Source organism: Geitlerinema sp. CS-897 (assembly GCF_028368005.1).
Classification (GTDB): domain Bacteria; phylum Cyanobacteriota; class Cyanobacteriia; order Cyanobacteriales; family Geitlerinemataceae; genus Baaleninema; species Baaleninema simplex.
Map to the genome: position 1 here is coordinate 1 of NZ_JAQNCQ010000212.1, position 23,505 is coordinate 23,505.

Consider the following 23,505-nt stretch of genomic DNA (forward strand, 5'->3'; position numbering starts at 1 on the left):
ACGGTCAAGCAGATTGGTCGGCGTCTCAAGATTTCCGGCGCTCAGTGGGAACGTCAGAACGTTCCACAAGTCCTCAAGCAACGCTGTGCTTATCTCAATGGAGACTTTTACGCCTAACACTTGCAAAACTGGGATGCACCCTAGCGATCTCCCCCCGCGAACAGTTTTCTTGAGTGAAGAGTTTATAGATCTCAACACGCTCAGATGGGGTAAGATGGTGATGGCTCCTTGGTTCGATCTTCAATTAGGTAATTATTCATGAAAGATCGAAGTCTAGCCGATGAGCCTTTATTCGTAAACCCGCCGGTGTTGCATTTCATTTTTGAATCGGCGCTTTGACATAAGTTGATGGGCGATTTACGAAGGAAGTGGGTGAACCAACCTTTAGAGACTTTCATGGAGGCTTTAGAGGCTTTTCGGGCGGCCATGTCTTTTCATTTTGTGGCATGGCTAAGCGAAATCAAGACTTCTTTGCCGCTCACAAAGTGCGTTTTGGCTTGGTTTGGGCTTAAAATTTATTTGAGTCCCGTTAAACAATCTCGAGAAGCTTCATCGTTGCCAAAAGGCGATCGCGATCGACCCACAAATCTTCCCGCATTATCGTCATCCAGAATACATCGTTAAAGTGGTCGAGGGACAGACTGCGGCTCCAACAATACGCATAATCGAGCTGACACTGTCGGCTGAGAATGGCATAAAATTGATGGGCGTAATTGGGAGAGAGAATTTCGATAATTTTCGTTCCCGGTTGACAGAATAAAACGTTAGTTAGCCCCGCACCGTGAGGTGCAATAACCGCTTCGGCGGCGGCGAACAGTTGGGCTTGTTCGACGATGGATTTATTTTCGAGTTCGACGGCTTCAAATCCGTAAATTTCGAGAAATTCAATTAACTGTTCTTCTTCAATAACGCGACGATTTTGTCCGGTTTTGCGTCGAATATACAACCGTTTATCGGGCGTAGGTAACTCTTGCGATCGGGGCAAAAATAAGCTTTTAATCCACTGACAGGAAGCACGGTCGATCGCTATCAAATCGCTGGGAATTGACGGTACGATCAGTTTTTGAGCGCGTATGTGAGGAGAGCGATCGACCGTCAACACTTTTTGTTTTGGAATTTCCAACTGTTGAAACGTTTCTTTTTGGAAAGGCTGGTAAAAACTATCTATCAAAAAGCGATCGATCGTCTCTAGATCGATTTTTGATTCTATTATAAGTCCCAATCTCGGCAACAAATAGACCATCCAGTGATAGTAATTATCACAGTTAATCGGAGAGAGAATGGCAATCGTTTCGTCGAAATCTTCAATGGGTGACAGATGTTTTTCGTGAAAAATACGGTGTTGGCTGGGATGGCGATCGCCTGTAGAATTCAACCGAGCGGTAAAGTCGATCGAAACATCTGCTAACAGGCGATCGTCCGGTGCGATAACCGCACTAGCATAATCGTCTCGTCGAGCGTCGCCACTCCAGTACGCCCGCCCTCGTGGAATTGTGGCGACGAAGGCTTCGCCGAAGTGAAACGTGGCGTCAGTGGCAGGAGAATATTGATTGGGCAAGGCTTTCGGGGCGGAAAGCGTGACGGAATGGGGCGATCGCACGCGACGATACAGCGACAGACAGTTGGTAGCGATCGCCCAATCTCGAGTCGTGGCGTAGTATCCTTGGGGCGGAGAGGGGCGACGTCGCGGAAGTAAGGCATCGTAAGCAGCGTTGGGTTTTTCCGCTTGGGCGAGGGCGATCCCCAAACTGTAAACATCTCGTCCCCCGTACGGTTGGAGAGTTCCGGCGTGGCGAAAGGCTTGAAACGCTTCGTCGGGGCGTCGTACGACCCACAGCAGTTTGCCTAAATAATAGAAGCAGTTGGCAGATTGGGGATGGCGTTCGAGAAACTCTCGCAACAGCGCGATCGCCGCATCGTGACACCGTAAAAGAGCGATACTTTTGGCCAGTTCTAAAGTCAGAGTTTCGCGATCGCCGTCGCGTCGTCTTGCGATTTCGAGGGTGTGAATCGCTGCCTCGAAGTAACCCTGTTGATTGTAGAGAGATCCCAAGCTGTGATAGGCGTCGATGAAGTCGGGATCGAGTTCGAGGGTGTGTTGGTAGGCAAGGATCGCGAGTTTGACTTGTCCGTGACGGGCGAGGAGACTGGCTAAGACGTACCAAACATCGGCAGAATCGGCAGTTTGTTGCAAACCTCGCAAAAAGCGATCGCGGTAGTGGCGGGTTTCGTCGAGAATGCGACTGCGATCGAGGTGAGTTAACCAACGTTGGTACGTCTCGAAAAATTCGGGAAACAGGCGCAGAATTTGTCGGTAGGTATCGATGGCCTCGTGGAAGTTTCCCTGTAGTAAATGCAGTTTGGCGAGGATGTCGTAAGCCTGGAGTGCTTTCGGATTGAGACGAGTAGCGTGACGGTATCCGGCGATCGCGGCTTTGAAATTGCCCTGATGTTCGTAGGCGTGACTGAGGTTGAAGTAGGCTTCAAAAAATTCAGGATCGCACTGAATGCTGACTTGATAGGCAGCGATCGCGCGATCGAATTGCTGTTGAGCAAAGTAGGTGTTACCGAGATTGTAGTGGTAGGATGCCACATCGGGCTGTAACTCGATGGCGGCTTGGTAGGCGGCGATCGCTTCGTCTAGGCTGTTGGCGTTGAAGCGATCGTTACCATGGTGGTAGTGCTGGCGAGCGGTTGAATTTTGGGCGTCATCAGTCACGATTTGGAGACAATTAAAAACAGGAGATCGATCGAATGGTAATCGATAGACGCCTCGGATGACAGTACGTTGAGGCGCGAACGGGATTTCGGCTGTGTGCGAGCCAGTCGCGATACTAGCCGGACAACAACACCTCGTTCGAGATGTGAGTTGGTAGACGGACGAAGTATTACTTGAAAAGTCCGACAAAAAACATGAAATCCGAAGCAGTATTTCTTGCTAAGATAATAACAGATTTTAAGTGTTTTTGAAAAATATTTATAGTATCGCTTGCAAATTAAATCTTATATAAAACAAAGCATTTTATACCTTTCAATTCAATACTATAGCAATCTTAAGTTGTTTGTAAAATATTAAATTCAGACATTCCAAACGAGTCATCAAAAATTAAAATATCAAAAAAATCTTATTTCCTGTTCTCTGTTCCCGATTTTGTTACACAACTGATTTAGGGTTGCCATATCTAATTAACCAAATCGCTTTCACCGCGATCGCCCCGTTCGAGACTGACATCTTCGAGACTGACATCTTCGTACAGCATTTCAAACGTACCCGTGTAGTCAATACTTTCAAGTCGAAACGTTTCGCAATCGTCGTAAGTTTGAAAAAGCCAAAGACCGTTCGTTTGGCGGCGGAAGATCTCCACGCGACGGTGTCGGCTGTTAATTAAAACGTATTCTTGCAAGCTCTCGAGGGTTTGGTAATCGTTGAATTTGTCGCCACGGTCGAAAGATTCCGTCGATTGGGAGAGAACTTCGACGATAAGTTTTGGGAAGCGTTTGTAAGTGGCAGTTTCCGTGTCGCGGGAGTCGCAAGTGACGAGAAGATCGGGATAGAAAAAGCGGTTGCGAGTGTCGATGCGGGCTTTCATATCCGAGATGAAGATTCGGCATCCAGAACCCCGGAGGTGCGATCGCAGGTCGCTGGCCAGGTTGAGCGCAATGGTAACGTGGGCGTCCGTAGCCCCTGCCATAGCGACGATTTCGCCGTCGAAGTATTCGTGCTTGGTGGAACTCTGAGTTTCGAGTTGCAGGTATTCTTCAGGGCTAAGGAAAGGAGATTTAGCGAGCATGGCGATCGCACGATAGCATCACCTTAATTGTACGAACAAAAAACAGCAGCACCGAGGTACTGCTGCGGACAAAGGGTTGAATAATATTGCTTAGGCAAGCAGAGCGTCGCTTTCAGGAACCTCTACCACGTCAATAGCATTGCTGTCTTCGACGCCGCTGATGGTAGCGATTTGGAAGCCCGATTCGAGTTTGACACCCAAGTCGAGCGTTCCGTCGCCATCGAAGTCGCCCACCTCGAAGGTAAACGATTGCGTCAGTTGGAAAGCCAGGCGATCGACACCGACTTCAAAGTCCATAATCGCGTCGAGGCTGGTTTCGTCGTCGAGAACGAAGGTATCGCTCCCGCCGCCACCCGTTAAGACATCGTCGCCGAGGTCGCCATCGATGACGTCGTCACCTTCGCCGCCCATCAGTACGTCGTTGTCTTGACCGCCGTTCATCAAGTCGTTTCCATCACCGCCGGACACCACGTCTTCGCCCGTGTTTCCGTTGACAATATCGTTATCCGAACCACCATCGACGCTATCGTTTCCATCAGCACCGACGAGAACGTCGCTTCCAGCATCTCCAGTGAGTTCGTCGTTCCCGGCTTCTCCAGACACGATGTCGGTATCGGCCGTTCCGGCTACACTGTCGTCTCCTTCAGAACAGATGACTTCGTTTTCGCCCAAGTCGTCGAGATCGACCGCTTCTCCAGAGAATTCGAGTTGGAAGAAGCTTTGAGTTTCGACGCTCAGTCGAACCTGTTGGTTGAGGCTGAGAATGGCTTGGAAATCGACTTCGTTCGTGACGAGGACGGACTCGAGCGTGTCGCCTTCGCCGTCGTCGGGCATCATATCGTCCGAGGCTGCGTCGTCTCCGAGTTCGCCATCGAGGTCGGTAACGAGGCTACCGTCGCCTTCACCCTCTTCCCCGGAATCTTCCGGCGTCGAACCCATGCCTTCTTCAGCAGTACCGGCGAGTTTGTCGCTTTGAGTCCGCACGCCGAATTCTTGACCGATGAGATCGTCGAGGGTTAAGCCGGATACGACGACCGAGTCTCCACCGGCAACTCCGACTTCATAAGAGTTCGGGGCGATGCTGGCAGTTCCGACTTGAGAAACGTCTTTGCGATCGTCTTTGACTTTCAATTCGCTCGACGAACTCAAGGATTCGAGTTTAGAATCGTCGGCGATGTTGAAGAAAACGCCTCGAACGGATTGACTGGCTTCGACAGAAATTTCGACACCGCCATCGACCGACTTTAAGGAAACGGTTGCTTCGGCGGGGTTTCCTACAAAGTCAGTGACGACAAAGCTGAATTCACCACTGCCACCTGGGGTCTCGCTACCGTCGAGATCTCCGTCACTGTCTTCGAGTTCGTCACTGTCTTCGAGTTCGTCATTGTCCTCGAGTTCATCTTCGAGTTCTTCGTTAGTCGGATCGATAACTTGTTCGTCTACTGGGTTTAAAACGTCGTCCACGATCTTCGGTCTCCATCTAGTATAGGTTTTCAACGATGCACGCCCCGGCACGATCGAGCGTTGGTTCGAGCCGTTCTTCGATCTTTCCTATGAGAAGTAGCAGCCTCTCCATTTTGCGATCGATAAGATTGGAACTTTTCAAAACCGTTTTCAAAACCGTTATAGGTAACTTCTTGGGTCGGTCGGTTCCTTGTCGTGCCGCTTTAGTCTTTTATGACGGGTTCTTATTTTCATAGTTCCCAAATTTTCTAAAAAAATTATCTTTTTTTGATTAAATAAAGTTTCGAGATTCTTAAAGAAAATTTCGTATTTTTACGGACAAAAAATAGACAATATTACCGATCGTTTTTTTTGAGGAATCAAAAAATAAGTGTTTTTACGCAATACGATCGCAGAAATATCCCTTCAGATACACAAAAACTGAAGAGATTCGTTCGGGATTATTTATCAAAACTCGCCTAGTATTTACGAAAAACTATCGTTGGCGATACCAACGAACCAGTCGTTCGGGAGATACACCGAGTAAATAGGCCGCGACGATCGCCTGATTGAGAACCGTCACATGTAAAATGCCGATGTGCTGCCAGCGGCGTCCTGACGTGACGACGGGAACCGGAGCGATCGCGATGTTGCCCTGTCGCCGCAGTTGCCGCACGAACTCGAAATCTTCCATAATCGGCAGATCGGGAAATCCGCCGAGTTGCCAAAACCGATCGCGCTTCAAAAAAATGCCCTGATCGCCATAGGGAAACTGTGCCCAACGCGATCGCCAGTTCGCCCCCCGTTCGACCGTCCGTATCCCCGAGAGAGACGCCGCAATTTGTAACTCGAACGCCCCCGCCACCACAGACGGTTCCGACAACACTTGACGAACCGCCACCTCGAACCCTTGAGGAAGGTGCGTATCCGCGTGAAGGAACAACAGGATCTCTCCCGTGGCCGCTTGCGCCCCGGCGTTCATCTGTCGCGCCCGGCCGGGTTCGCTGACGAGAACCGTCGCCCCCAGCGATCGCGCGATCGCCACCGTCTCGTCCCGACTTCCCCCATCGACCACGATCGCTTCGACGTTCGTTCCCGCCAATACCGACTTCAACGTCTCCGGTAGCGCGATCGCCTCGTTCAATGCCGGAATCACCACCGAAACCCGTTGAGATTGGCGTCCCGTCGCCCGATCCCACTCGGGCAAATCCTCCGGGCGATCGATATCGTCGAGGGAGTCCAACAACGCCACGGAAAGCCCTAGCGATCGCGCCACCTCCAACGTTTGCTGCAATACCGTCTCCGTTCCCCAGGCAATCCCCGAAAACAGTTCCGGTATCGCTCGTCGCAACGCGATCGAATAATATCCCCCATCGTTAGCCGGACCGAGTACCACATCGGCCTCGTCTAACGCCGCAAACCCCTGCTGCAACAGAGACGCACTCAGCGCCGGACAGTCGATTCCGACTAACGTTACCCGTTCGCCCCCCTCCGCAAACGCCCTTTCGACCGCCTGCCAAAGGCGATCGCCCAAATCCCCCTCTTCTTGAGGACGATACAGGAGATCTCGTCCCAACCACCGCCGCAGTTGCCCCAACCTCCCACCGACAAAGCGCACTTCCACCGCTGCGTCGCCTTCAGCGTCCCGCCACTGACGCACCGTCGCGAAGGTTCGTTCCGTCATGCGACGTTGCAACCATGCCGCCCCCCGTTCCCCCCAGGCCGGAATCAACCGAGTTTTCGTGCGTCCCGGTGTGGGATAGCGCGTAAACACGACCGTTCGTTGGCGTTTCCAAACTGACATTTCCGAACCGTTCGAGACCGACTGCGTCTTGTTTTGAACCATCATCTGTATTTCGTCCTACCTCCAGTCATTTGAAAGATAATTGTGCGAGGGAACAGGGAATCGTGCAGGTGTAGGATGGAGATTTAAGATACGATCGCATCTAAACAAAATTCCTTACTTTTGCCCGTGGCCGGTTCCCTGTTCCCTCGACTGCAGGTCGGCGAAACTTTGCCGTAGACACGATCGTCGGCGATCGCAGCCATAAAGTCCATCCCCTCAAACCCCTGCGATCGCCGAGTCCCCGCCCCGCCTCCACCACAATTGAGATAACAATTCCCGTTTCGGACTCGGACATTTCGATAAAATCGCCTATATTGAAAAGTGTTTTAACAAATCCCCGTTTAAATTATTTCAACCCCCTGGCGAAAGGCATGGCGAACACACAAGGCGATCCCATCCGCGTTCGAGCTGAAGGCGAACTTCCCGAAACCCAGCCGACCGTCGATACCGATCTCGAACCCGAACGTAACGCGACCGACGAGACTCCACCGCCTCAAGTAACAGAAGAGAAGGCGGCGCAAGAGCAGCCAGTATCCCTGTTGGCTCGAGTCGCACTCTCCTCGAAAAAGACCCTCGATCGCCTGTGGGGATGGCCGCTGTTCTGGTTTTTAGTCCTCGTCGGATTTAGCAGTACCGCAATGGGGGCGTTAGTGTGGCTGTTTTCCATGCCCCCGGTTCCCGATTGTAAGGCCGTCTCGACCCTCGCTCCCGACCGCGAACGGCTGTATTGCGCCCAACAAGCCGCCGAATCGGGGCGCTTAGAAGACTTAGAAGCGGCGATCGCCCTCGTCGAAAGCTGGCCCGAGGATCACCCCTTACAACGCCAAGGCAAGAAGTTCACCGAAAAATGGTCGAACCAGTTGCTAGATATGGCTCGACGTGCGGCGCTGCGAGGAGAACTCGACGTGGCCCTAGGGCTGCTCGAACGCATCCCCAAAGACAGCCCCACCTATCCCGAAGCCCAAACGACCATCGCACGGTGGGATCGCGGCTGGGAACAGGGACAGCATATCTACAACTTGGCTAGCGAAGCCCTGAAAAATCAAAACTGGTCGGAAGCCGAATATCAAGCCGAGCGGTTGCTCGGAATTGGAGACGATTACTGGAGCGAACAGCGTCACGACAAGCTGATGGCTCAAATTGCAGCGGAAAAGGAAGGACGCCGCAAACTCAAACAGGCGCGAGAATCGGTGCAATGGGAGACACCTTACGAAAGCGAAGCAGCACTGCGATTAATTAATGCGATCGAAGCTGATACCTACGCCCGCGCCGACGCCCGATCCGAGATCGAAAAGTGGAGTCAGAAAGTCCTCGAAATGGCAGTCGCCGAACAGCAAGCCGGAAACTTCCAACGGGCCCTCGAGGCAGCCGAAACGATTCCCGCTGAAGCCTCGGAATACACCCGCGCTCGAGAAGTCGTCGTTTTAGCCGAGAGCGGGGTACTGACTTCCTCAGAATCGAACCCACTGGTGAAGCCGGTTTCGACCCAAATCCTGACGCTTCTAGAAGCCGAAGCCCTCTCGGAAAGTCTGCCGTCAGACCATCCCCTCCACGACAGCGCTCGCCGACAACAGCCCGAGTGGGAGAGCCACTTGCAGGATTTGTTTGGCTTGCAAGCCGCCAGCGCCATCGCCGCCATCGGACAACCGTTCGCATTGGAGGTGGCTCTCGCTCAAGCAGAAGCGATCGAAAGCGATCGCCCCCGTCGCGTTCACGCTCAAACACTGGTCGCCTACTGGCGTAAGGAAATGGAACGCATCGCCGATCGCCCGATCCTGCGTCGCGCCGAGCGGTTGGCAGAACTGGGAACGATCGAAGCCCTCGAAGCCGCCATCGAGCAGGCCGAACAAATTCCCCTCGGTCGAGCTGCCCGACCCGAAGCCCAGGCGTTAATCGCCCGCAGTCGCACGGAAATCGCCAGGCTCGAAGACCGCCCGATCTTAGAAGAAGCTGAAAAGCTGGCGCAAGAGAACGAGTTCGCCGAAGCGGTCGAGTTGGCTCAGCAAATCGAGGACGATCGCCCCTTGTACGGAGAAGCGCGTAAAGCGATCGATCGCTGGCGCGAAGAGTGGCGACTGTACGAAGACCGGCCGATTCTCGACGAGGCGATCGAATATGCCGAAGAAGGAAAACTGACCGACGCGATCGCCACCGCCGCAGAAATCGGAACGGACAGCCCCATTTACTACGAAGCCCAAGGCAAAATCGGAGAATGGCTCGCCGAACGGGACGGAGGCAACCGCAGCGCCCCAGCGTCGAGCGATCGCGGCGGTACTCCCCAAACTTCCGAACCGGCTTACGAAGCCCCCGCTCCCGAACCGGTTTACGAAGCTCCCGCTCCCGAACCGGTTTACGAAGCTCCCGCTCCCGAACCAGCTTACGCTCCGCCGCCGAGCGAAAAGAAAGTAACGTATTAGAGAAAACGAGCAAGGGAGCAGTGAAGCAAAGGAGGGACAAGGGGGCAAGGGGACAATGAGACAAGGAGACAAGGAAAAAATCTTCCTCGTCTCTTCACTGGTGACTGGTGACTGTCTTCACTGCTCGCTGTTGGCTGTAAAAAATGACCACTGATGGCTCGTATCTGAAAACTCACGATTCTGAGGCGGCGATCGCGATCGTATCGGTCGATCCCGACAAGTTGTTTCAGTTGGGACTGCGGACTTGGTTAGCTGACGTGCCGACCGTTCGTATCGCGGCCGAATTGGAAACGGAAGCCGAGACCTCGGCCTACCTCGACGCGCGATCGGACGAAAATCAGATCGATTTAATCGTGGTGGGAGATCTCGCCGAACAGCTACGGCTGTGTCAGACCCTACGCGATCGCACTCCAGAGGTTCCGGTACTGCTGCTGAGCGCCGCTCCCACCGTCGCTCGCTTGGCGTTAGCCCGTCAGTTGGGCGTCAGGGGGTTTTGTCGTAAGGGAACGCCGCTCTCGGAATTGTTAGACGCCTTCGAGCAAGTCGCTTCGGGCGGGTTTTACTGGCAGGAACCGCCGCAAACGGTGGCAGAAGTAACAACCGAACGCCGGTTTGCCAGCAGTCGCCAAAGCGTTGCTCGAACCGTCGCCTCGCCACCTCTGGAAATACCCGATCCGCCAGGTTTTCGCTATATCGACGCGGCATTGCGTCAGATCGTCGATCGACTGCGCGATCCGAATTTGACACTCATCGATCGCGCGGTGTTAGAAGGTCGTCGTCGGGAATTGCGGGCAGCTCGTTGGATCGTCGGTCAGCTGCGATCGCGTCGATCTCGTTCGACTGCATCGTCGCAACCGCCGCAGGCAACCGGAAACACGAATCCTGAAGGATCGGCAGCACGATACGAAGGGCGATCGGAGATGTTGGCGTCTCGACCGGAGAAGGCCGACGCTCTTTATGCAGGCGATGCCGACTTCCTCGACAGCGGCGACGTTCGAGCGCTCGTCTTCGACGCGACCCTGACGAAATTGCAATCGCGGTTACTTAACCTCAGTAGCACTCCTCTCGAAATCGATATTTTCAGCCCGGAGAAGAAACGGGAACTCTTAGCGACGGTATTGCGACGGTTCGACGAAACCTCCCTCGACTTGCAGGCGTCGTCAGTACGCCCAGAACAACTTCCCGAAAAGCGATCGCGCGTTCTGTTGGATTTGTGGCAGGGAACGACCCTCGACTTCTTCGGGCGCTACTATACCCTCGTTATCAACGATCGCCCGGTTGAATTGGTCGATATTTTGCTACAAGACGCGGAGGTAGTGCGCGAAGCAATTTTGGATAAAATTCCCCAGGTGTCAGAATTGCTGGCACACCTGCTGTTTCGCGTACCGTTGAAGGTGGACGCCCAACAGTACGAGTTCGGTAGCCTCGAGGCCACGCTCAGAGCGGAGTATTTATTGCACAATCTCCTCGTCTGCGTCGCGAACGCCGTGGTTCAACCGCTGTTGAATAACTTCGCCTACGTCGAAGCGATCGAACAAGCGTTTTACGACAAACGCGCCCTCTCGACACGAGATATCGATCGCTTTCGCAACGAGCTGTCGTGGAAATACCGCTGGCAAAAGTACATCGGCGAACCGAAAGCCATTTACGAAAGCCGTCACGCGCTGTTCGTATTCGCCGAACGGGGAATTAAACGCGTCGATATTTATACGTCCCGTCGTGCAGAACTGACAGCACTGTCGGGCATTCCCCAAGCTATCACAGTCGTACTCGAAGGACGAGACGCCCTCGCCCCTCGACTGCGTTCGGCGGTCGCGTTCGTCGGAAGCGGTTTAGTTTATATCTTGACGCAGGTGATCGGACGCGGCATCGGTCTGATCGGACGCGGCATTTTAGAAAACCTCGGCGGCGTGCGATCGCGTCCGCAGGCTGGAGTCTCTTCGGACTCGCGCAACGAGGCTACCCGCTCGACGAAATCCCCTTTTACAGCCAACAGCGAACAGTGAAAACAGTCACCTTTTACAGTCACCAGTCACCAGTCACCAGTGAAGACAGGGAACGGGGAATGGGGAATAGGGAACAGTTAATCGTTTCTCCCTTGCTCCCCCTCTCCCTCTCTCCCCCTCTCCCTCTCTCCCTTATGGAGATACCGAATCGGGCATTGTAACGCGCTCTAAGTTTGCGCCGTCGAGTTGCGCCCAGTTGAGGTTGGCTTCGTCGAGGTTGGCTTCGGTGAGATTGGCGTCGATGAGCCGTGCGTATTGTAGGTTCGCACCTTCTAAATTGGCAGTTTCGAGATCTGCACTTCGGAGAGTGCAGCCAATGAGGTTCGCCCAACTGAGATTCGCGCCGCTGAGATTCGCACCGCTGAGATTCGCACCGCCGAGATTCGCGCCGCTGAGGTTCGCTCCTCGCAAATCGGTACTGAGGAGAATGGCTTGACTCAAATCGGCATCGCTGAGATTCGCCCCAGCGAGCTTAGCACTACTCAGACTCGCCCCACTGAGGTTCGTACCGCTGAGGTTCGCCCCGTTGAAATGAATACAGGTTAAGTTCGCACCGCTGAGATCGACGCCTCGAAGATCGACCTCTTCAAAATCTTTTTCGCCGTGGGCATAACGCTCTAGCAACTCGTCTGCGTTCATCGTTGTTCGACCTCGATCGACTGGAGAACGTCTCGTTTCGGTTGGCGATCGACACCGATCGGAAACGTCAGGACTAAGTCAGTAGTGCGCCCCGACTCCATTGGATCGACCGATAACGGTTTTCGGTTGGTAACGTTCGGATCGGACAGTCTCGACCGTTAATCACCATAACTCCGGCGAACGGCGATCCCTAGCCGCTTCAGTCTAACACGAGTTTCTAGCTGCTTTCTTGACGCTGGTGCGCTAAATCTCGAATTAACGGGATTCTCGAACGAACGTACGTATCGAGGACTCGCAAGTCGTGACTTTCGAGAGATAGGTTTTGGGCGAGCTGCTTGGTTAACCACCGAACGAGACTCGCATCGTCGAGACTCAACAATAAGGTGGCTTGAGTCTGTTCGATGGACAACCAAAACTGACGCAGTAACACGGGAGTCATGAAGTTTAACCTCCTTAGACGATCGCTAAACGATCGCTCTGACTATGGGTTCGGACGCTCGCTCGTGAGAAATCGCACCTTTAACTTGACTCGATCGTGAAATCGAACGCGATCGCAAAACAATTTAATAATTATTTTAGATTTGAACCGATCCTAGCATAACGGCATTTCCAACTTAGGTAAAGACCTTCCACATCAATGACATAAAACTTCTAATTTTTTGATACTTCTGTAACATCAGAAACGATCGCCTGAAAGTATAGAAATTTTTTTTTGAATTTCTTTTAAGGGATTTTAAGTAATTACAGTCAAGGCGATCGCCGTCTCGAAGAGATGACGTTGGGGCAGCGATCGCAGCTCCCCTATTTTAGCGCGACGGCCGTTCGAGATCTCCGAAGCGGTCTTTCGCACCACCGCGAATTCATCAAAACGCGCTCTCGTCCGAGAAGGAGAGAAAACCGATCTCGAACCGTCACCGAAACGCGGCGATCGCAGTCGATAGAAGCCTCAGCCGCGATCGCGTTCCCATCCGATCGACCGAACCCGCATCCAGTGTTAACTTGAAAACAGCGACTTCGGACGGCAGATCGAGAAGATCGTCCAGACAGCAGCAACCTTGTCTTCCCGGTTTGCCCTCCGAGCGTTCCGCGCAGCATTGCCCAACAAAAATTGAAGAAGAGGTCAACCATGACGAACCGAGAGACGAATCGAGAAGCGAACCGAGAGTGGTGGCGCAGCGCGACCGTTTATCAAGTGTATCCCCGCAGTTTTGCCGACAGTAACGGCGACGGAATCGGGGACTTACAGGGAATCGTCAACAAACTCGACTATATCGCCGATCTTGGAGTCGATACCGTTTGGGTGTCGCCGTTCTTCAAATCCCCCATGAAAGATTTCGGCTACGACATCTCAGACTATCGTGCCGTCGATCCGATTTTCGGAACGATGGACGACTTCAAAACCCTCCTCGATCGAGCCCACCAACGAGGTCTCAAAGTCCTCATCGACCAAGTTTGGAATCACACCTCCGATCGACACCCTTGGTTCCTCGAAAGTCGCAGCAGTCGAGACAATCCCAAAGCCGACTGGTACGTGTGGGCAGACGCCAAACCCGACGGCAGCCCGCCCAACAACTGGCTGTCGACCTTTGGCGGTCGTGCCTGGACGTGGGACGAAGGGCGACAACAATATTACCTCCACAATTTCCTTGCCGAACAGCCCGATCTCAACTGGTATAACCCCGAGGTTATCGATGCCATTCTCGACGTCGCGAGATTTTGGCTCGACATGGGAGTCGACGGATTTCGCCTCGACGTGGTCAACTTCTTTACCCACGACCGACAACTGCGAGACAATCCCCCCCGGCCGGACAGCGTCCCTCGTCCAGCCGGGGCCGATATCAACGATCCCTTTTTCGATCGCATCAACCTCTACAACTTCTGTCAGCCCAAAACCCTGGAATTGCTCGAAAAAATTCGCAGCCTCACCGATCGCTACCCCGGCACCACGACCCTAGCCGAAATCAGTTCCGCCGAAGATACCGTCGGCATCTCTAGCGAGTACGTCCGAGGGGACAAGCGCTTGCACATGGCGTACAACTCCTCGCTCATGACCCCCGAACCACTCGATTACCAACGGTTGTGCGACATCGTCCGTTCCGTCGAACAGCGCTTCGGCGACGGCGTGATTTGTTGGACTGGAGGCACCCACGACTTCCCCCGCTTGAAATCCCGGTGGATGAAGTTTCTCATCGACGATGCCTTCACGCACGAAGCCTTCGACCATATGTTCGCAGCATTGTTACTGTCGTTGCGGGGAAGTTGCTGCATTTATCAAGGGGACGAACTGGGACTGACTCAGGCGGTGATTCCCTACGATAAAATGCAAGATCCCTTCGGTTTGGCAGGATATCCTAAAGTTTTAGGACGAGATGGGTCTCGCACGCCCATGCCCTGGGAAAAAGAAGGGGTCAACGCGGGATTTACCACCGCAAAAGAGCCGTGGTTGCCGATTCCCGACGAACATCTCGAAAAGGCGGTGGACGTACAAGAGCGCCATGCCAACTCGTTACTGAACAAGTACCGCCGTTTGTTGCACTGGCGCAAACAGCAACCGGCCTTGATTCGGGGCAAGCTGCACCTGCTCGAAACCCCCGAACCTCTGTTTGGCATCGAGCGATACTGTGACGAACAACGTTTGTTGTGTTTGTTTAACCTCAGTCCTAAAGCCGTTCATTTCGATGTGTCGGCGTATCCGAACTGTCGCGAAGCCAAAGAGCCAGACTTTTTCGTGCGACAGTACGACGAGACGATCGAGCTTCCAGCTTACGGCGTTTTCTTTGGCGAGATCGAGCTGTAGAGCATCGGTTTTTCGAGACCCGCACTGGTGATGAGATGCGTCTGGAGCGTCGGACTGTCTCGTCATCGGGCGATCGATCGCCGTGAGAGTTCTCTGCTTCAATTCTGCTTCAATCGTCTGGCTCGATCGAGCTGCTCAACCCGTGGCGTCGCAGCGTTTCACAGTAAAATTCAGCGTGTTCTTGGGCGCAAGTGATGACGAGCGCCATACCGTTCGTGTGGGCTTCCATCATGATGCTGACAGCTTGAGGTTGTGTCAAACCCGGAACCGTCTTCACGAGGGTTTGTACGACGTATTCCATCGTGTTGAAATCGTCGTTATGCAACAAAACTCGATAGCGGGGGGCGTGTTTGCGAACGGTCGAACGTTTTTCGATAGTTTCAACAGACACGATTTAATCTCCTCGATAGACGGTTTACAGTTCTTTATTTTATGGGGACTTTTATCGAGCGAGCGAGATTAGTTTTTTAGATGAAAGCGATCGCGTATACATAACTCTCAAGTTGTGGATGTTAAGATACGATATAAAGAGACCTTTTAACTCTTGAGTGTGTAGGAACGAGCCGGGATTTCCTCGGTACAGCGTGAAAGTCCGCAGAACGCCCGAATTCAGTCAGAGGTAATCGATATGATACCAGTCTACGTTATCGCACTAGCGATCGCAGGCAGCTCGGTCTGGTGGTTCCGCCAAACCTCTGAGGACATCTACTGCATCCTAGCAGGTGGAACGGCCCTAATCAGTTTAATTTTAGGGTTTGCCATCGCCCCCTGGCCGGTTCAAGTCGGGATCGTAACTGCTCTAATGCTGTTAGAGCGCGTTTACATCGAGCAGCAGCGTCGTCGAGACGCTTTATTGCGTTAACCCGTGGTAGACAAGTTTCGTTCGAGTTCGACCGAACCTTCATGTCCTCCGGTATCTGTCATCGTGCCAATTTATAACGGTGAGAGAGACGTGCCGGAGTTAATTTCCTGTTTGCAAGGGCAAACTTATCCCCGCGAAAAGGTCGAATATCTACTGGTGGATAATAACAGCGGCGATCGCACCTTCGAGCTGCTGAAAAACATCGCACGAGAGCGAGAGTTTCCCCTGCGTCCCCTGTCTCAAAACGAAATTCAAAGTTCCTACGCCGCCCGAAACACGGGAATTCGCGCCGCCCGTCACGGTCTGCTGGCGTTTACCGACGCCGACTGTCGCCCGGAACCGACATGGCTCGAAAACCTCGTGAAACCCTTTCAAAAGAGCGAGGTGGGACTCGTCGCCGGAGAAGTCAAAGCCCTCCCCCCCGAAACCTTTCTCGAGCGGTACGCCGAACGCCACAAGATCCTATCTCAAACCTACACCCTCGAGCATCCCTTTTGTCCCTACGGCCAAACCGCCAATTTAGCCGTCCGTCGCGAAGCGTTTGTAAAAGTCGGGTTGTTTCGTCCCTATCTCACTACGGGCGGAGACGCAGATATGTGTTGGCGGATTTTGCGTCAAACGGATTGGACGTTAGAGTTCGCGGAAACGGCGATCGTCCGCCACCGCCATCGCGCCACTTGGGAAGAACTCTACAAACAATGGCGACGATACGGACAGTCTAATCGCTACCTTCACGAGTTACACGGCGTCGAACTCAAACCCGACAAATCAGCCGCCGCCCGTCTCAAACAAATCGCGCGATGGATGTTAAAAGAACTGCCTCGAGACAGTGCGAAGCTGTTGGGGGGACGAACGACCCTCGTAGACCTGCTGACGCCACCGATTACGATGTATATTATGCGGGCGCGATCGCTCGGTCAGGCCGAGGCGCAGCTTCCCGATCTCGCCCGACAAATCGAGTGGTTGGAAAAATCGCCGTCGACCGAAACCCCCCTTTGACAGCTTTAAAATTGTCACGCGATCGCCGCGATCGCACGGTCTCCAGCGTCACCATAAGATCGAGTTGAGTTGGAACCTGGGAACTCGCAATGCGTTTTGGGTTGTGTACGATGGTAGCGGTGTTGTGGGGCGGAAGCCTCCTCGTCGGTTCGGCGAGTGCGATCGCGACCTCCGATAATCGACCAGAATACCGAGTACAAAGCTGGCATCAGTGCGATCGCGAAATCGCAGCGTTTGAAACCGAACAGTTTTATATCAACATTTGCCAACAAACTAACGGCGACCTGATAGGTTCGGTGCGATCGAAAGAGGGCGACGACGAAATCCACTTTAGCGACGTGCGCCCCATCAACGGAAACAGTTACTGTCTAGAAGGAAACGACGCGACGACCTACCTCGTCACGCCCTACGAAATCGAGGTGTGGCAACACAATCGCCTCGTCGGGGTCGATCGCGTTCTCGAACAGTATTAACCGATCGCATCTCGAATTCGATCGGCGGTTAACTCTCGAACGGTCTTCACGACAAATTTCGCCCCCGCCTCCGTTAACAACTGCGTGTATTGCGCCTGACGGTCTGGGGTGGTTTGCACGTGAGGCGGTAACACGCCGACGCCAATCCAAGGACGAGACGAATCGGCTTCGGCGGCCTTACGCACGGCGTACAAATCGGCGACCGTATCTCCAGCGTAAATCGTCGGCAGGGGCGTCGAAACCCCAGCCCGATCTTCCAACTGCGCGACCGTATCGAACAGTCCCGTGGGATCGGGTTTTCCGGGGGCGTCTTCCATCGCGACCAATACCGGATTGGGCAAGCCGATGCGCCGTTGTAGGATGTAACTGGCCGAGCCGCGCGTCGCACCGCTAAAAAAGCCCCAGAGAACGCGATCGCTCGTGAGGCGGTCGAAATAGGTCAGATCGGCCAAAAGCGGTTCCTGGCAAATGTATCCCGTCCAATTGTCTGGGTTCTCCGCATCTTCACCGCGATAGCGAGACTGGAAAAAATCGACCAACGCCTCGAAATCGAGGGACACGCGCGATCGATCCGTTCCTTGAGACTCGAAATAACGCCATACCAACTCCTGCGAACCTTCCCAGTCGTTGTTCCAAATCCCTTCGGCTTTGAGGCGATCGATATCTTCGGGGGTCGGACGATACGCCCCGTCGGTAAAGCGTTCGACCGTATCGGCTAAGGCGCGGCGGTAAGAGCCGCCCACATCGCGGATGACGCCATCGATGTCGAAGACAGCAATGGCAAAGGGAGCGGGGGGTTCGGGACGAATGCGATCGGTCACGACAATTCCTCGTTCGGCGTTGGTGCTGGTTCGTAGAACACAGTATAATGATAATTTGCAAAGTTTTGACACCGTATTGGGAGGTCTATATTGTCCCGATTCATGCTGAAAGTCCTCTGGTTAGAGGACAACGTTGCCATTGCAGTTGACCAAGTGGTGGGCAAAGGAACCAGCCCCTTGACGACCTACTTCTTCTGGCCGCGAAACGACGCTTGGGAACAGCTCAAAAACGAACTGGAAGCCAAGCACTGGATTTCGGAAGTCGAGCGTGTGGAACTGCTCAACAAAGCCACCGAGGTCATCAACTACTGGCAAGAAGAAGGCAAGAAAAAATCGATGGCCGAGGCGCAAAGCCAATTTCCCGAAGTCGGGTTTACGGGCAGCAAATAGCCATCGCACCCGCAGCCATCGCACGATAAGATCGCAACTGCGGCTTTCGTGTCGCGACCCGTTTTCGAGTCGAAAGCGGGTTTTTCAATTGTTGTGAGAGGGGAAACGCGAGAGGGGAAAACCGTGACGAATTCAGCAACGTTACAACGAGCGATCGCCAACGCCATCAGTTTTAATATGTCCGCACGCGGACGGGTGGCTCTACCGGGAGTCACAGGAGCTGTCGAACCCTACGCCAAACGGTTAGAGCGACTGTTCGCCCATTTGGGAAAACCGTTTTCGGCCAAGGAACTGGTGCAGTTGTGCGAAAACCTGGCCAAAAGTCTGGAAACCGCCGCCGCCCAGGACTCGCCGACACAGCTACTCGTCAGTTACGAACCCGCACCGTTTCCCCGTCAGGGCTTGGTGTACGGCGTGCAGGTGGTGAGGACGGAAGCGCCCATTAACGCGCTCTTGACTCAAGGACAGCTCGTCTTACCCTGCGTTCCGGCGTTGTGCGATGCTTATTTGAAGCAGTTGGCGAACTTGTTCGCGGGGTTGACGTATCCGCTGAACGAAGAACAGCGCGATCGCCTGCGTCAAATGTTGCAGCGGGAGTTAGAGAAAGGCTTCGTTCTCTCACCTCAATCGCGAATTCGGGTGGTGTACGGAACGGGAACGCCCCCGCAAACTGGATTGAACTGTAAAGTCTCCGTCGCGGCGCGATCGCTCTCCGAGCAAGCCCGAGACATCCTGGCGAAAACACCGGATTACTTAGAAAAACTGCCGTCTCTGACGAAAGTAACCGACGTCGGTACGGCGATCGATCCCCAAGACAGTACCGCTCTCGTGGCGACGGTGGGAACCGCCCAACACGCTCTCCCCCTGGCGCGTCATGGGTTCGCCGTAGACGCGTTTGAGTTAGCGACGCCTTTCGCGGCGAAATTGCGAGATCTGGTGGAGTCGGACAACCTCGCCGTTTCCGTCACGACGGACGACATTCTCGATCCGTTGGTGTCGCTGAAACCGAGTGGTTATCGTTTGGCGGTGGTTAGCGAAGTCGCGTCTCGCCTGCAAAACGGCGACGCCTTAAAAGCGTTGCTCTCCAAGCTCGCTAACGCCCTCGTTCCCGGTGGAACGCTGCTGTTTAACCTATTTTTAGCCGACGACGGCGTGGAATTCGATCGCGTGGCGTTAGAAGCCGCCAGAGCCGCCAACTCGACCATCTTGACGCGATCGCAACTCGAGGAAGTCTTGGCGGATTTACCCCTGACCCCAACCGACGAAACCCCCGTTCTCGACTACGAACGCCAACATCGCCCCGAAGACGCTCCCAAACTCGATCCCTGGTACGTGCGTTGGGCGGCGGGACAACAGGTTTTCGCCATGGCAAAACCGCCGATTTCCCTACATTGGATAACGTGCGATCGCACTTCCGACGCCGAACCCTCCTCCTCGGAACCCATTCAGTTGTGAGGAAGAGATGAAGACAGTCACCAGTCTCCAGTCACCAGTCTCCAGTCTCCAGTGAAGACAGTTATACAGATAACAGCTTCTCCCCAGCTCCCCCTCTCCCCGGCTCCCTTGCTAAAACAATGACCTACTTTTTCATCGGAGGTGCAGCCAGAACGGGAACGACGGTGTTAAACGGAATTCTCTGTAACGCGCCAAATACGAATCCGTTTATCGCAGAAGCCAACTATTTCGCTTACGTACTCTCGACGTACTCTCGCGGAAAATATTTGTGGAAAGTCGAAGGCGACACCTATTTCGACGATTTGCAGGATTACGCTGAGTTTTCTCGTCCTTGGGTGACGGCGTTTTTAGACAAAACTGCTCGTCGCTACGGTAACGTCCAACATCTGGTTCTCAAATCTCCGGAACTCACGAAATACTTTCCCGATTTGTTCGAGTTGGTATCCGAGGCCAAGTTTCTGATGTTGCTGCGCGATCCCCGAGACGCGATCGCCTCGCTGCTGCACGTGGGGGACAAACTCAAAAACAAAGGAGAGAATCCAACTTTAGTGCGAATGCTGGAAACCTCTAACATGGCAGGGTTAGCGCAGTTTTACAACGCCTATTACCGCCCCTGTCAACGTTGCCAAGATTCCGAGTTTTGGAATCGGACGCGTTACGTCCAGTATGAGGGATTGGTGCGACACCCCCAAGCGGCGATCGCGCAACTCGAAGCCTTTACCGGGTTGTCGCTGAAGGACTTCGACCCCGACCAAACCTGGAACCGCAGCCGTCTCGACTTCGATCGCCTCCCCGAACGCTATCGTCCTTGGTGGTCTACCCCACTGTACGGCAAAGCTCTCTCCGCCAACAGCATCGGACGTTACCGTGAGGTTCTCACCGCACAGCAAATTCGCGATATCGAACGAGAATGTGCGGATATCTTCGAGTTAGGAGGATACTGTCGCGACGAACTGTAATCCTTCACCTCTGAAAAAAAGTTCCCTCTTTAAAATCCACGTCAAAATAGGAGTAAGACCCACAGGATACGACCATGCCCAAATGGACGTTAACGACAGAATTCACCTTCGATAGCGCTCACTACATCGAAGATTACAACGGCCCCTGCGGACGGCTGCACGGCCACACCTATCGCGTGCGTGTCACCGCCAGTTCGACGACGCTTCATCCTTCGGAATACTGTCCGCATCCCGTGATGGTGGCAGATTTCCGCAGTTTGCGTTGGGCGAAACGCGACTCGACGAAAGGCGGGTTAGATCACGGGGTTCTCAACGAGTTGTTACCGAAAGAATACGCCACGACTGCGGAAGAGATCGCTCGTTATATTTACAACGAAACGAAACAGCGCGTTCCTGAAGGCGTCACCTTAAAAGTGAGGGTGTCCGAAACGCCAAATTCTTGGGTCGAATACGAAGATTGACTGAGAAATTGACGGTTTGAGGACTGGACAAAAGGGCGATACGATGTTCTTTGTGTCTGTATAGTTTATCGCCCCGTACCTATGGCTGTCGTTGTTTTCGGAAGTCTCAATGTCGATCTCGTGACGCAAACCCCGCGATTGCCCGTAGCGGGAGAAACGATCCGAGGGGATAACTTTTTTACGGGCTTGGGGGGCAAAGGAGCCAATCAAGCTGTGGCGGCGGCACGTCTGGGTGCATCGACGAGAGCGATCGCTCGCGTTGGGGGCGATCGCTTTGGCGAGCAACTGCTGAAGGGACTGTGGGACAGCGGAGTCGATGCGTCGGGGGTACGGGTTGACGAAAGTACTCACTCTGGGGTTGCAGTGGTATCTGTCGATCGCGCTGGAGAAAACGCGATCGTCATCGTTCCCGGTGCTAACGGACGAGTGGACGAGTCGGATGTCGATCGCCTGAAAGCACTTTTAGCCGATGCGACGGTACTGTTGTTGCAGTTGGAAGTCCCGATACCCGCCGTCGAAGCAGCGGCCCGAGTGGCACGAGATGCAGGGGTAACGGTAATTCTCGATCCGGCTCCCGCGTCAGAGTTTTCCGAGTCCCTGTACGAGTACGTCGATATACTGACCCCAAACGAAATCGAAGCCAGTCAACTGCTGGGGGCATCGGTGGACGATCCCGAAACCGCTCTTCAGGCAGCGTCGGCGTTTCGGCGTCGGGGGGTCGATCGAGCGATCGTGACGTTGGGAGCGCGGGGCATCGCTTACGCCACAGCAGAAGAATCGGCGTTCGTTCCGGCGTTTGCCGTCGAAGCCGTGGATACGACAGCCGCTGGAGATGCGTTTAACGGGGCGTTGGCAGCGGCGATCGATCGAGGTTTACCCTGGTTGGATACGTTGCGTTGGGCGATGGCGGCTGGGGCGTTGTCAGTGACGAAGGTAGGAGCGCAACAGTCAATGCCGGATTTGGAACACTTGGAAGAGGCGCTTCAGGGGGCGGAAGATGTCGATTGAAAGTCAAAAATTAGGTACTATTACACAGTGATGATAAAAAGACTTCCCTGTAGTTTTGGCGGGTGCATCTCAGTTAGGCGTGATGAGTAAATATACTCAGAATAAATGGGTGTACCGGGAGTGATTAAGCCGCCAAGTCCCCATTCAGGTACGCACAGCGATGCTTCAACACCTTCGGCACATTCTCCCCTCGCCATTGTGCCCCCGGCAATTTCACCCTGAGTCCAATTTGTTTGACCAAGGACTCGACCCGACCCGAACCAATCGAATGTCCCGCTTCCTGCCAAGCCTGGTAGTCAATGATGCGCTTAGAATGATGCTTCAAGTAGTTGATAAATCCCGTAGCTCCCCGACATCGCTTTTGGCGCAGATAGCGAATCACCTGACGGGTTTCTCCTCGCCACAACAAGGCTTCTATCCGCAAAAGCTCAGCGGCTGTACCTTGTCCCTTATGAGCATTCTCCATCAGATGATACCAATCGAGGACTTCGATACGTTGCTCTGGTGTCCCGATACACTCGAAAATCTTCCAGACCCCATCATGACCATCTCCAAGACTGGTAAATTCTTCGGCTAGCATCTGGCCATTTGCCCAACTGATGAGTCCGGGGTTATCTTTAAACCCACATTCCGCACTTCAACTTGTAGTGCACCAAGTAGCACGAGAAGGGGATGAAATTAGTCGGGAATCGGTTAGGGATTAAGACCGAGAAAAAAGAAAAATTCGGGTAAAAATGACATCTTAGAGCGCCGATTCAAAAATGAAATGCAACACCGGCGGGTTTACGAATAAAGGCTCATCGGCTAGACTTCGATCTTTCATGAATAATTACCTAATTGAAGATCGAACCAATGAGCCATCACCATCTTACCCCATCTGAGCGTGTTGAGATCTATAAACTCTTCACTCAAGAAAACTGTTCGCGGGAGGAGATCGCTAGTCGTCTTGGTCGAGACAAAGGAACGATTTCTCGAGAACTCCGACGCCCTGCTATAGAAGAAGGTTTGTATTTACATGATATCGCTCAAAAAAAAGCTGAAGAAAGGCGTCAAAACGCTAAGACGAAGTTTCAGAATGTTTCTGAAGAAACCGTCGAAGAAATTCGACAAGGACTTCAGCAGTATCACAGTCCCGAGC

20 protein-coding genes and 4 pseudogenes are annotated in these 23,505 nt (G+C 53.5%); 14 read left to right on the forward strand and 10 right to left on the reverse strand.

Annotation, left to right across the window (positions count from 1 at the left end; translation table 11 throughout):
• Positions 1–117 (forward strand): annotated as a pseudogene (locus POG22_RS13345) (ISKra4 family transposase); the annotation flags it as partial.
• 222 nt (positions 118–339) lie between these two features.
• Positions 340–512: pseudogene (locus POG22_RS13350) on the forward strand (IS701 family transposase); the annotation flags it as partial.
• A 17-nt stretch (positions 513–529) separates the two neighbouring features.
• On the opposite strand, the gene POG22_RS13355 reads toward POG22_RS13350, so the two are convergent.
• The 4 genes from POG22_RS13355 to POG22_RS13370 form a co-directional block, all read right to left on the reverse strand.
• Positions 530–2,719 carry a tetratricopeptide repeat protein gene (locus POG22_RS13355; protein ID WP_498905790.1) on the reverse strand — a complete coding sequence of 730 codons (2,190 nt, stop codon included), beginning with the start codon at positions 2,717–2,719 and terminating at the stop codon, positions 530–532.
• A gap of 463 nt (positions 2,720–3,182) precedes the next feature.
• Positions 3,183–3,791, reverse strand: a complete 609-nt coding sequence (locus POG22_RS13360) for a Uma2 family endonuclease (RefSeq protein ID WP_498905792.1) — start codon at positions 3,789–3,791, stop codon at positions 3,183–3,185.
• A gap of 90 nt (positions 3,792–3,881) precedes the next feature.
• Complete coding sequence (locus POG22_RS13365) at positions 3,882–5,255, reverse strand: calcium-binding protein (RefSeq protein WP_498905794.1); 1,374 nt, start codon at positions 5,253–5,255, stop codon at positions 3,882–3,884.
• A 475-nt stretch (positions 5,256–5,730) separates the two neighbouring features.
• Positions 5,731–7,083: a TIGR04283 family arsenosugar biosynthesis glycosyltransferase gene (locus POG22_RS13370; RefSeq protein ID WP_498905795.1), complete on the reverse strand. Its 1,353-nt coding sequence runs from the start codon at positions 7,081–7,083 to the stop codon at positions 5,731–5,733.
• Positions 7,084–7,451: 368 nt separating this feature from the next.
• Between POG22_RS13370 and POG22_RS13375 the strand changes: the two genes are divergently transcribed.
• Both POG22_RS13375 and POG22_RS13380 read left to right on the forward strand, forming a co-directional pair.
• Positions 7,452–9,497, forward strand: a complete 2,046-nt coding sequence (locus tag POG22_RS13375) for a coiled-coil domain-containing protein (protein WP_498905797.1) — start codon at positions 7,452–7,454, stop codon at positions 9,495–9,497.
• Between the two features lie 143 nt (positions 9,498–9,640).
• Complete coding sequence (locus tag POG22_RS13380; RefSeq protein WP_498905799.1) at positions 9,641–11,503, forward strand: DUF3685 domain-containing protein; 1,863 nt, start codon at positions 9,641–9,643, stop codon at positions 11,501–11,503.
• Positions 11,504–11,635: 132 nt separating this feature from the next.
• Here POG22_RS13380 and POG22_RS13385 read toward each other — a convergent pair whose 3' ends face one another.
• Both POG22_RS13385 and POG22_RS13390 read right to left on the reverse strand, forming a co-directional pair.
• On the reverse strand, positions 11,636–12,142 hold the full coding sequence (locus POG22_RS13385) for a pentapeptide repeat-containing protein (protein WP_017661106.1): 507 nt from the start codon (positions 12,140–12,142) through the stop codon (positions 11,636–11,638).
• 217 nt (positions 12,143–12,359) lie between these two features.
• Positions 12,360–12,581 (reverse strand): hypothetical protein, encoded by a 222-nt coding sequence (locus POG22_RS13390; protein ID WP_017661104.1) that lies wholly within the window; start codon positions 12,579–12,581, stop codon positions 12,360–12,362.
• Between the two features lie 687 nt (positions 12,582–13,268).
• Here POG22_RS13390 and POG22_RS13395 point away from each other — a divergent pair.
• The gene (locus POG22_RS13395; protein ID WP_498905800.1) at positions 13,269–14,939 is read left to right on the forward strand and encodes an alpha-glucosidase; all 1,671 of its coding nucleotides are present in this window, start codon (positions 13,269–13,271) and stop codon (positions 14,937–14,939) included.
• Between the two features lie 109 nt (positions 14,940–15,048).
• Here the strand turns inward: POG22_RS13395 and clpS are convergent, their stop codons facing one another.
• Entirely contained in the window at positions 15,049–15,330 is a 282-nt protein-coding gene (clpS, locus tag POG22_RS13400; RefSeq protein WP_007634189.1) for an ATP-dependent Clp protease adapter ClpS, read from the reverse strand.
• Between the two features lie 237 nt (positions 15,331–15,567).
• Here clpS and POG22_RS13405 point away from each other — a divergent pair, with 237 nt between their 5' ends.
• The 3 genes from POG22_RS13405 to POG22_RS13415 all read left to right on the forward strand — a co-directional run bounded on the left by POG22_RS13405 (position 15,568) and on the right by POG22_RS13415 (position 17,273).
• Positions 15,568–15,801, forward strand: a complete 234-nt coding sequence (locus POG22_RS13405) for a hypothetical protein (RefSeq protein WP_063718990.1) — start codon at positions 15,568–15,570, stop codon at positions 15,799–15,801.
• Positions 15,802–15,804: 3 nt separating this feature from the next.
• Positions 15,805–16,800, forward strand: a complete 996-nt coding sequence (locus POG22_RS13410) for a glycosyltransferase family 2 protein (RefSeq protein ID WP_498905802.1) — start codon at positions 15,805–15,807, stop codon at positions 16,798–16,800.
• Positions 16,801–16,889: 89 nt separating this feature from the next.
• A complete protein-coding gene (locus tag POG22_RS13415; protein WP_063718992.1) occupies positions 16,890–17,273 on the forward strand; it encodes a hypothetical protein in 384 nt (127 codons plus the stop codon).
• Here POG22_RS13415 and POG22_RS13420 read toward each other — a convergent pair.
• On the reverse strand, positions 17,270–18,094 hold the full coding sequence (locus tag POG22_RS13420; protein ID WP_082901845.1) for a TIGR01548 family HAD-type hydrolase: 825 nt from the start codon (positions 18,092–18,094) through the stop codon (positions 17,270–17,272). The genes POG22_RS13415 and POG22_RS13420 overlap by 4 nt on opposite strands.
• A 90-nt stretch (positions 18,095–18,184) precedes the next feature.
• On the opposite strand from POG22_RS13420, the gene POG22_RS13425 reads away from it, so the two are divergent.
• The 5 genes from POG22_RS13425 (at position 18,185) to rbsK (ending at position 22,367) form a co-directional block, all read left to right on the forward strand.
• On the forward strand, positions 18,185–18,484 hold the full coding sequence (locus POG22_RS13425; RefSeq protein WP_026097655.1) for a 30S ribosomal protein PSRP-3: 300 nt from the start codon (positions 18,185–18,187) through the stop codon (positions 18,482–18,484).
• Positions 18,485–18,607: 123 nt separating this feature from the next.
• Positions 18,608–19,939: a class I SAM-dependent methyltransferase gene (locus tag POG22_RS13430; protein WP_498905804.1), complete on the forward strand. Its 1,332-nt coding sequence runs from the start codon at positions 18,608–18,610 to the stop codon at positions 19,937–19,939.
• Between the two features lie 119 nt (positions 19,940–20,058).
• Positions 20,059–20,898 (forward strand): sulfotransferase family protein, encoded by an 840-nt coding sequence (locus tag POG22_RS13435; protein WP_498905805.1) that lies wholly within the window; start codon positions 20,059–20,061, stop codon positions 20,896–20,898.
• 74 nt (positions 20,899–20,972) lie between these two features.
• Entirely contained in the window at positions 20,973–21,359 is a 387-nt protein-coding gene (locus POG22_RS13440; RefSeq protein ID WP_498905806.1) for a 6-pyruvoyl trahydropterin synthase family protein, read from the forward strand.
• A gap of 81 nt (positions 21,360–21,440) precedes the next feature.
• Positions 21,441–22,367: a ribokinase gene (gene rbsK / locus POG22_RS13445; RefSeq protein WP_498905808.1), complete on the forward strand. Its 927-nt coding sequence runs from the start codon at positions 21,441–21,443 to the stop codon at positions 22,365–22,367.
• Positions 22,368–22,491: 124 nt separating this feature from the next.
• Here the strand turns inward: rbsK and POG22_RS13450 are convergent.
• Together POG22_RS13450 and POG22_RS13455 are read right to left on the reverse strand one after the other, a co-directional pair.
• Positions 22,492–22,731 (reverse strand): annotated as a pseudogene (locus POG22_RS13450) (ISKra4 family transposase); the annotation flags it as partial.
• Between the two features lie 71 nt (positions 22,732–22,802).
• Positions 22,803–22,989: pseudogene (locus POG22_RS13455) on the reverse strand (ISKra4 family transposase); the annotation flags it as partial.
• 230 nt (positions 22,990–23,219) lie between these two features.
• On the opposite strand from POG22_RS13455, the gene POG22_RS13460 reads away from it, so the two are divergent.
• On the forward strand, positions 23,220–23,505 hold a 286-nt coding region (locus tag POG22_RS13460), incomplete at its 3' end, for a helix-turn-helix domain-containing protein (RefSeq protein WP_498905809.1).

Excerpts from the sequence above, each read along its gene's own strand:
- POG22_RS13405 (WP_063718990.1), top strand. The coding sequence starts at position 15,568 with ATGATACCAGTCTACGTTATCGCACTAGCGATCGCAGGCAGCTCGGTC.
- POG22_RS13385 (WP_017661106.1), bottom strand. The coding sequence starts at position 12,142 with ATGAACGCAGACGAGTTGCTAGAGCGTTATGCCCACGGCGAAAAAGAT.
- POG22_RS13370 (WP_498905795.1), bottom strand. The coding sequence starts at position 7,083 with ATGATGGTTCAAAACAAGACGCAGTCGGTCTCGAACGGTTCGGAAATG.
- POG22_RS13395 (WP_498905800.1), top strand. The coding sequence starts at position 13,269 with ATGACGAACCGAGAGACGAATCGAGAAGCGAACCGAGAGTGGTGGCGC.
- rbsK (WP_498905808.1), top strand. The coding sequence starts at position 21,441 with ATGGCTGTCGTTGTTTTCGGAAGTCTCAATGTCGATCTCGTGACGCAA.
- POG22_RS13435 (WP_498905805.1), top strand. The coding sequence starts at position 20,059 with ATGACCTACTTTTTCATCGGAGGTGCAGCCAGAACGGGAACGACGGTG.
- POG22_RS13440 (WP_498905806.1), top strand. The coding sequence starts at position 20,973 with ATGCCCAAATGGACGTTAACGACAGAATTCACCTTCGATAGCGCTCAC.
- POG22_RS13390 (WP_017661104.1), bottom strand. The coding sequence starts at position 12,581 with ATGACTCCCGTGTTACTGCGTCAGTTTTGGTTGTCCATCGAACAGACT.
- POG22_RS13375 (WP_498905797.1), top strand. The coding sequence starts at position 7,452 with ATGGCGAACACACAAGGCGATCCCATCCGCGTTCGAGCTGAAGGCGAA.
- POG22_RS13380 (WP_498905799.1), top strand. The coding sequence starts at position 9,641 with ATGACCACTGATGGCTCGTATCTGAAAACTCACGATTCTGAGGCGGCG.
- POG22_RS13360 (WP_498905792.1), bottom strand. The coding sequence starts at position 3,791 with ATGCTCGCTAAATCTCCTTTCCTTAGCCCTGAAGAATACCTGCAACTC.
- POG22_RS13415 (WP_063718992.1), top strand. The coding sequence starts at position 16,890 with ATGCGTTTTGGGTTGTGTACGATGGTAGCGGTGTTGTGGGGCGGAAGC.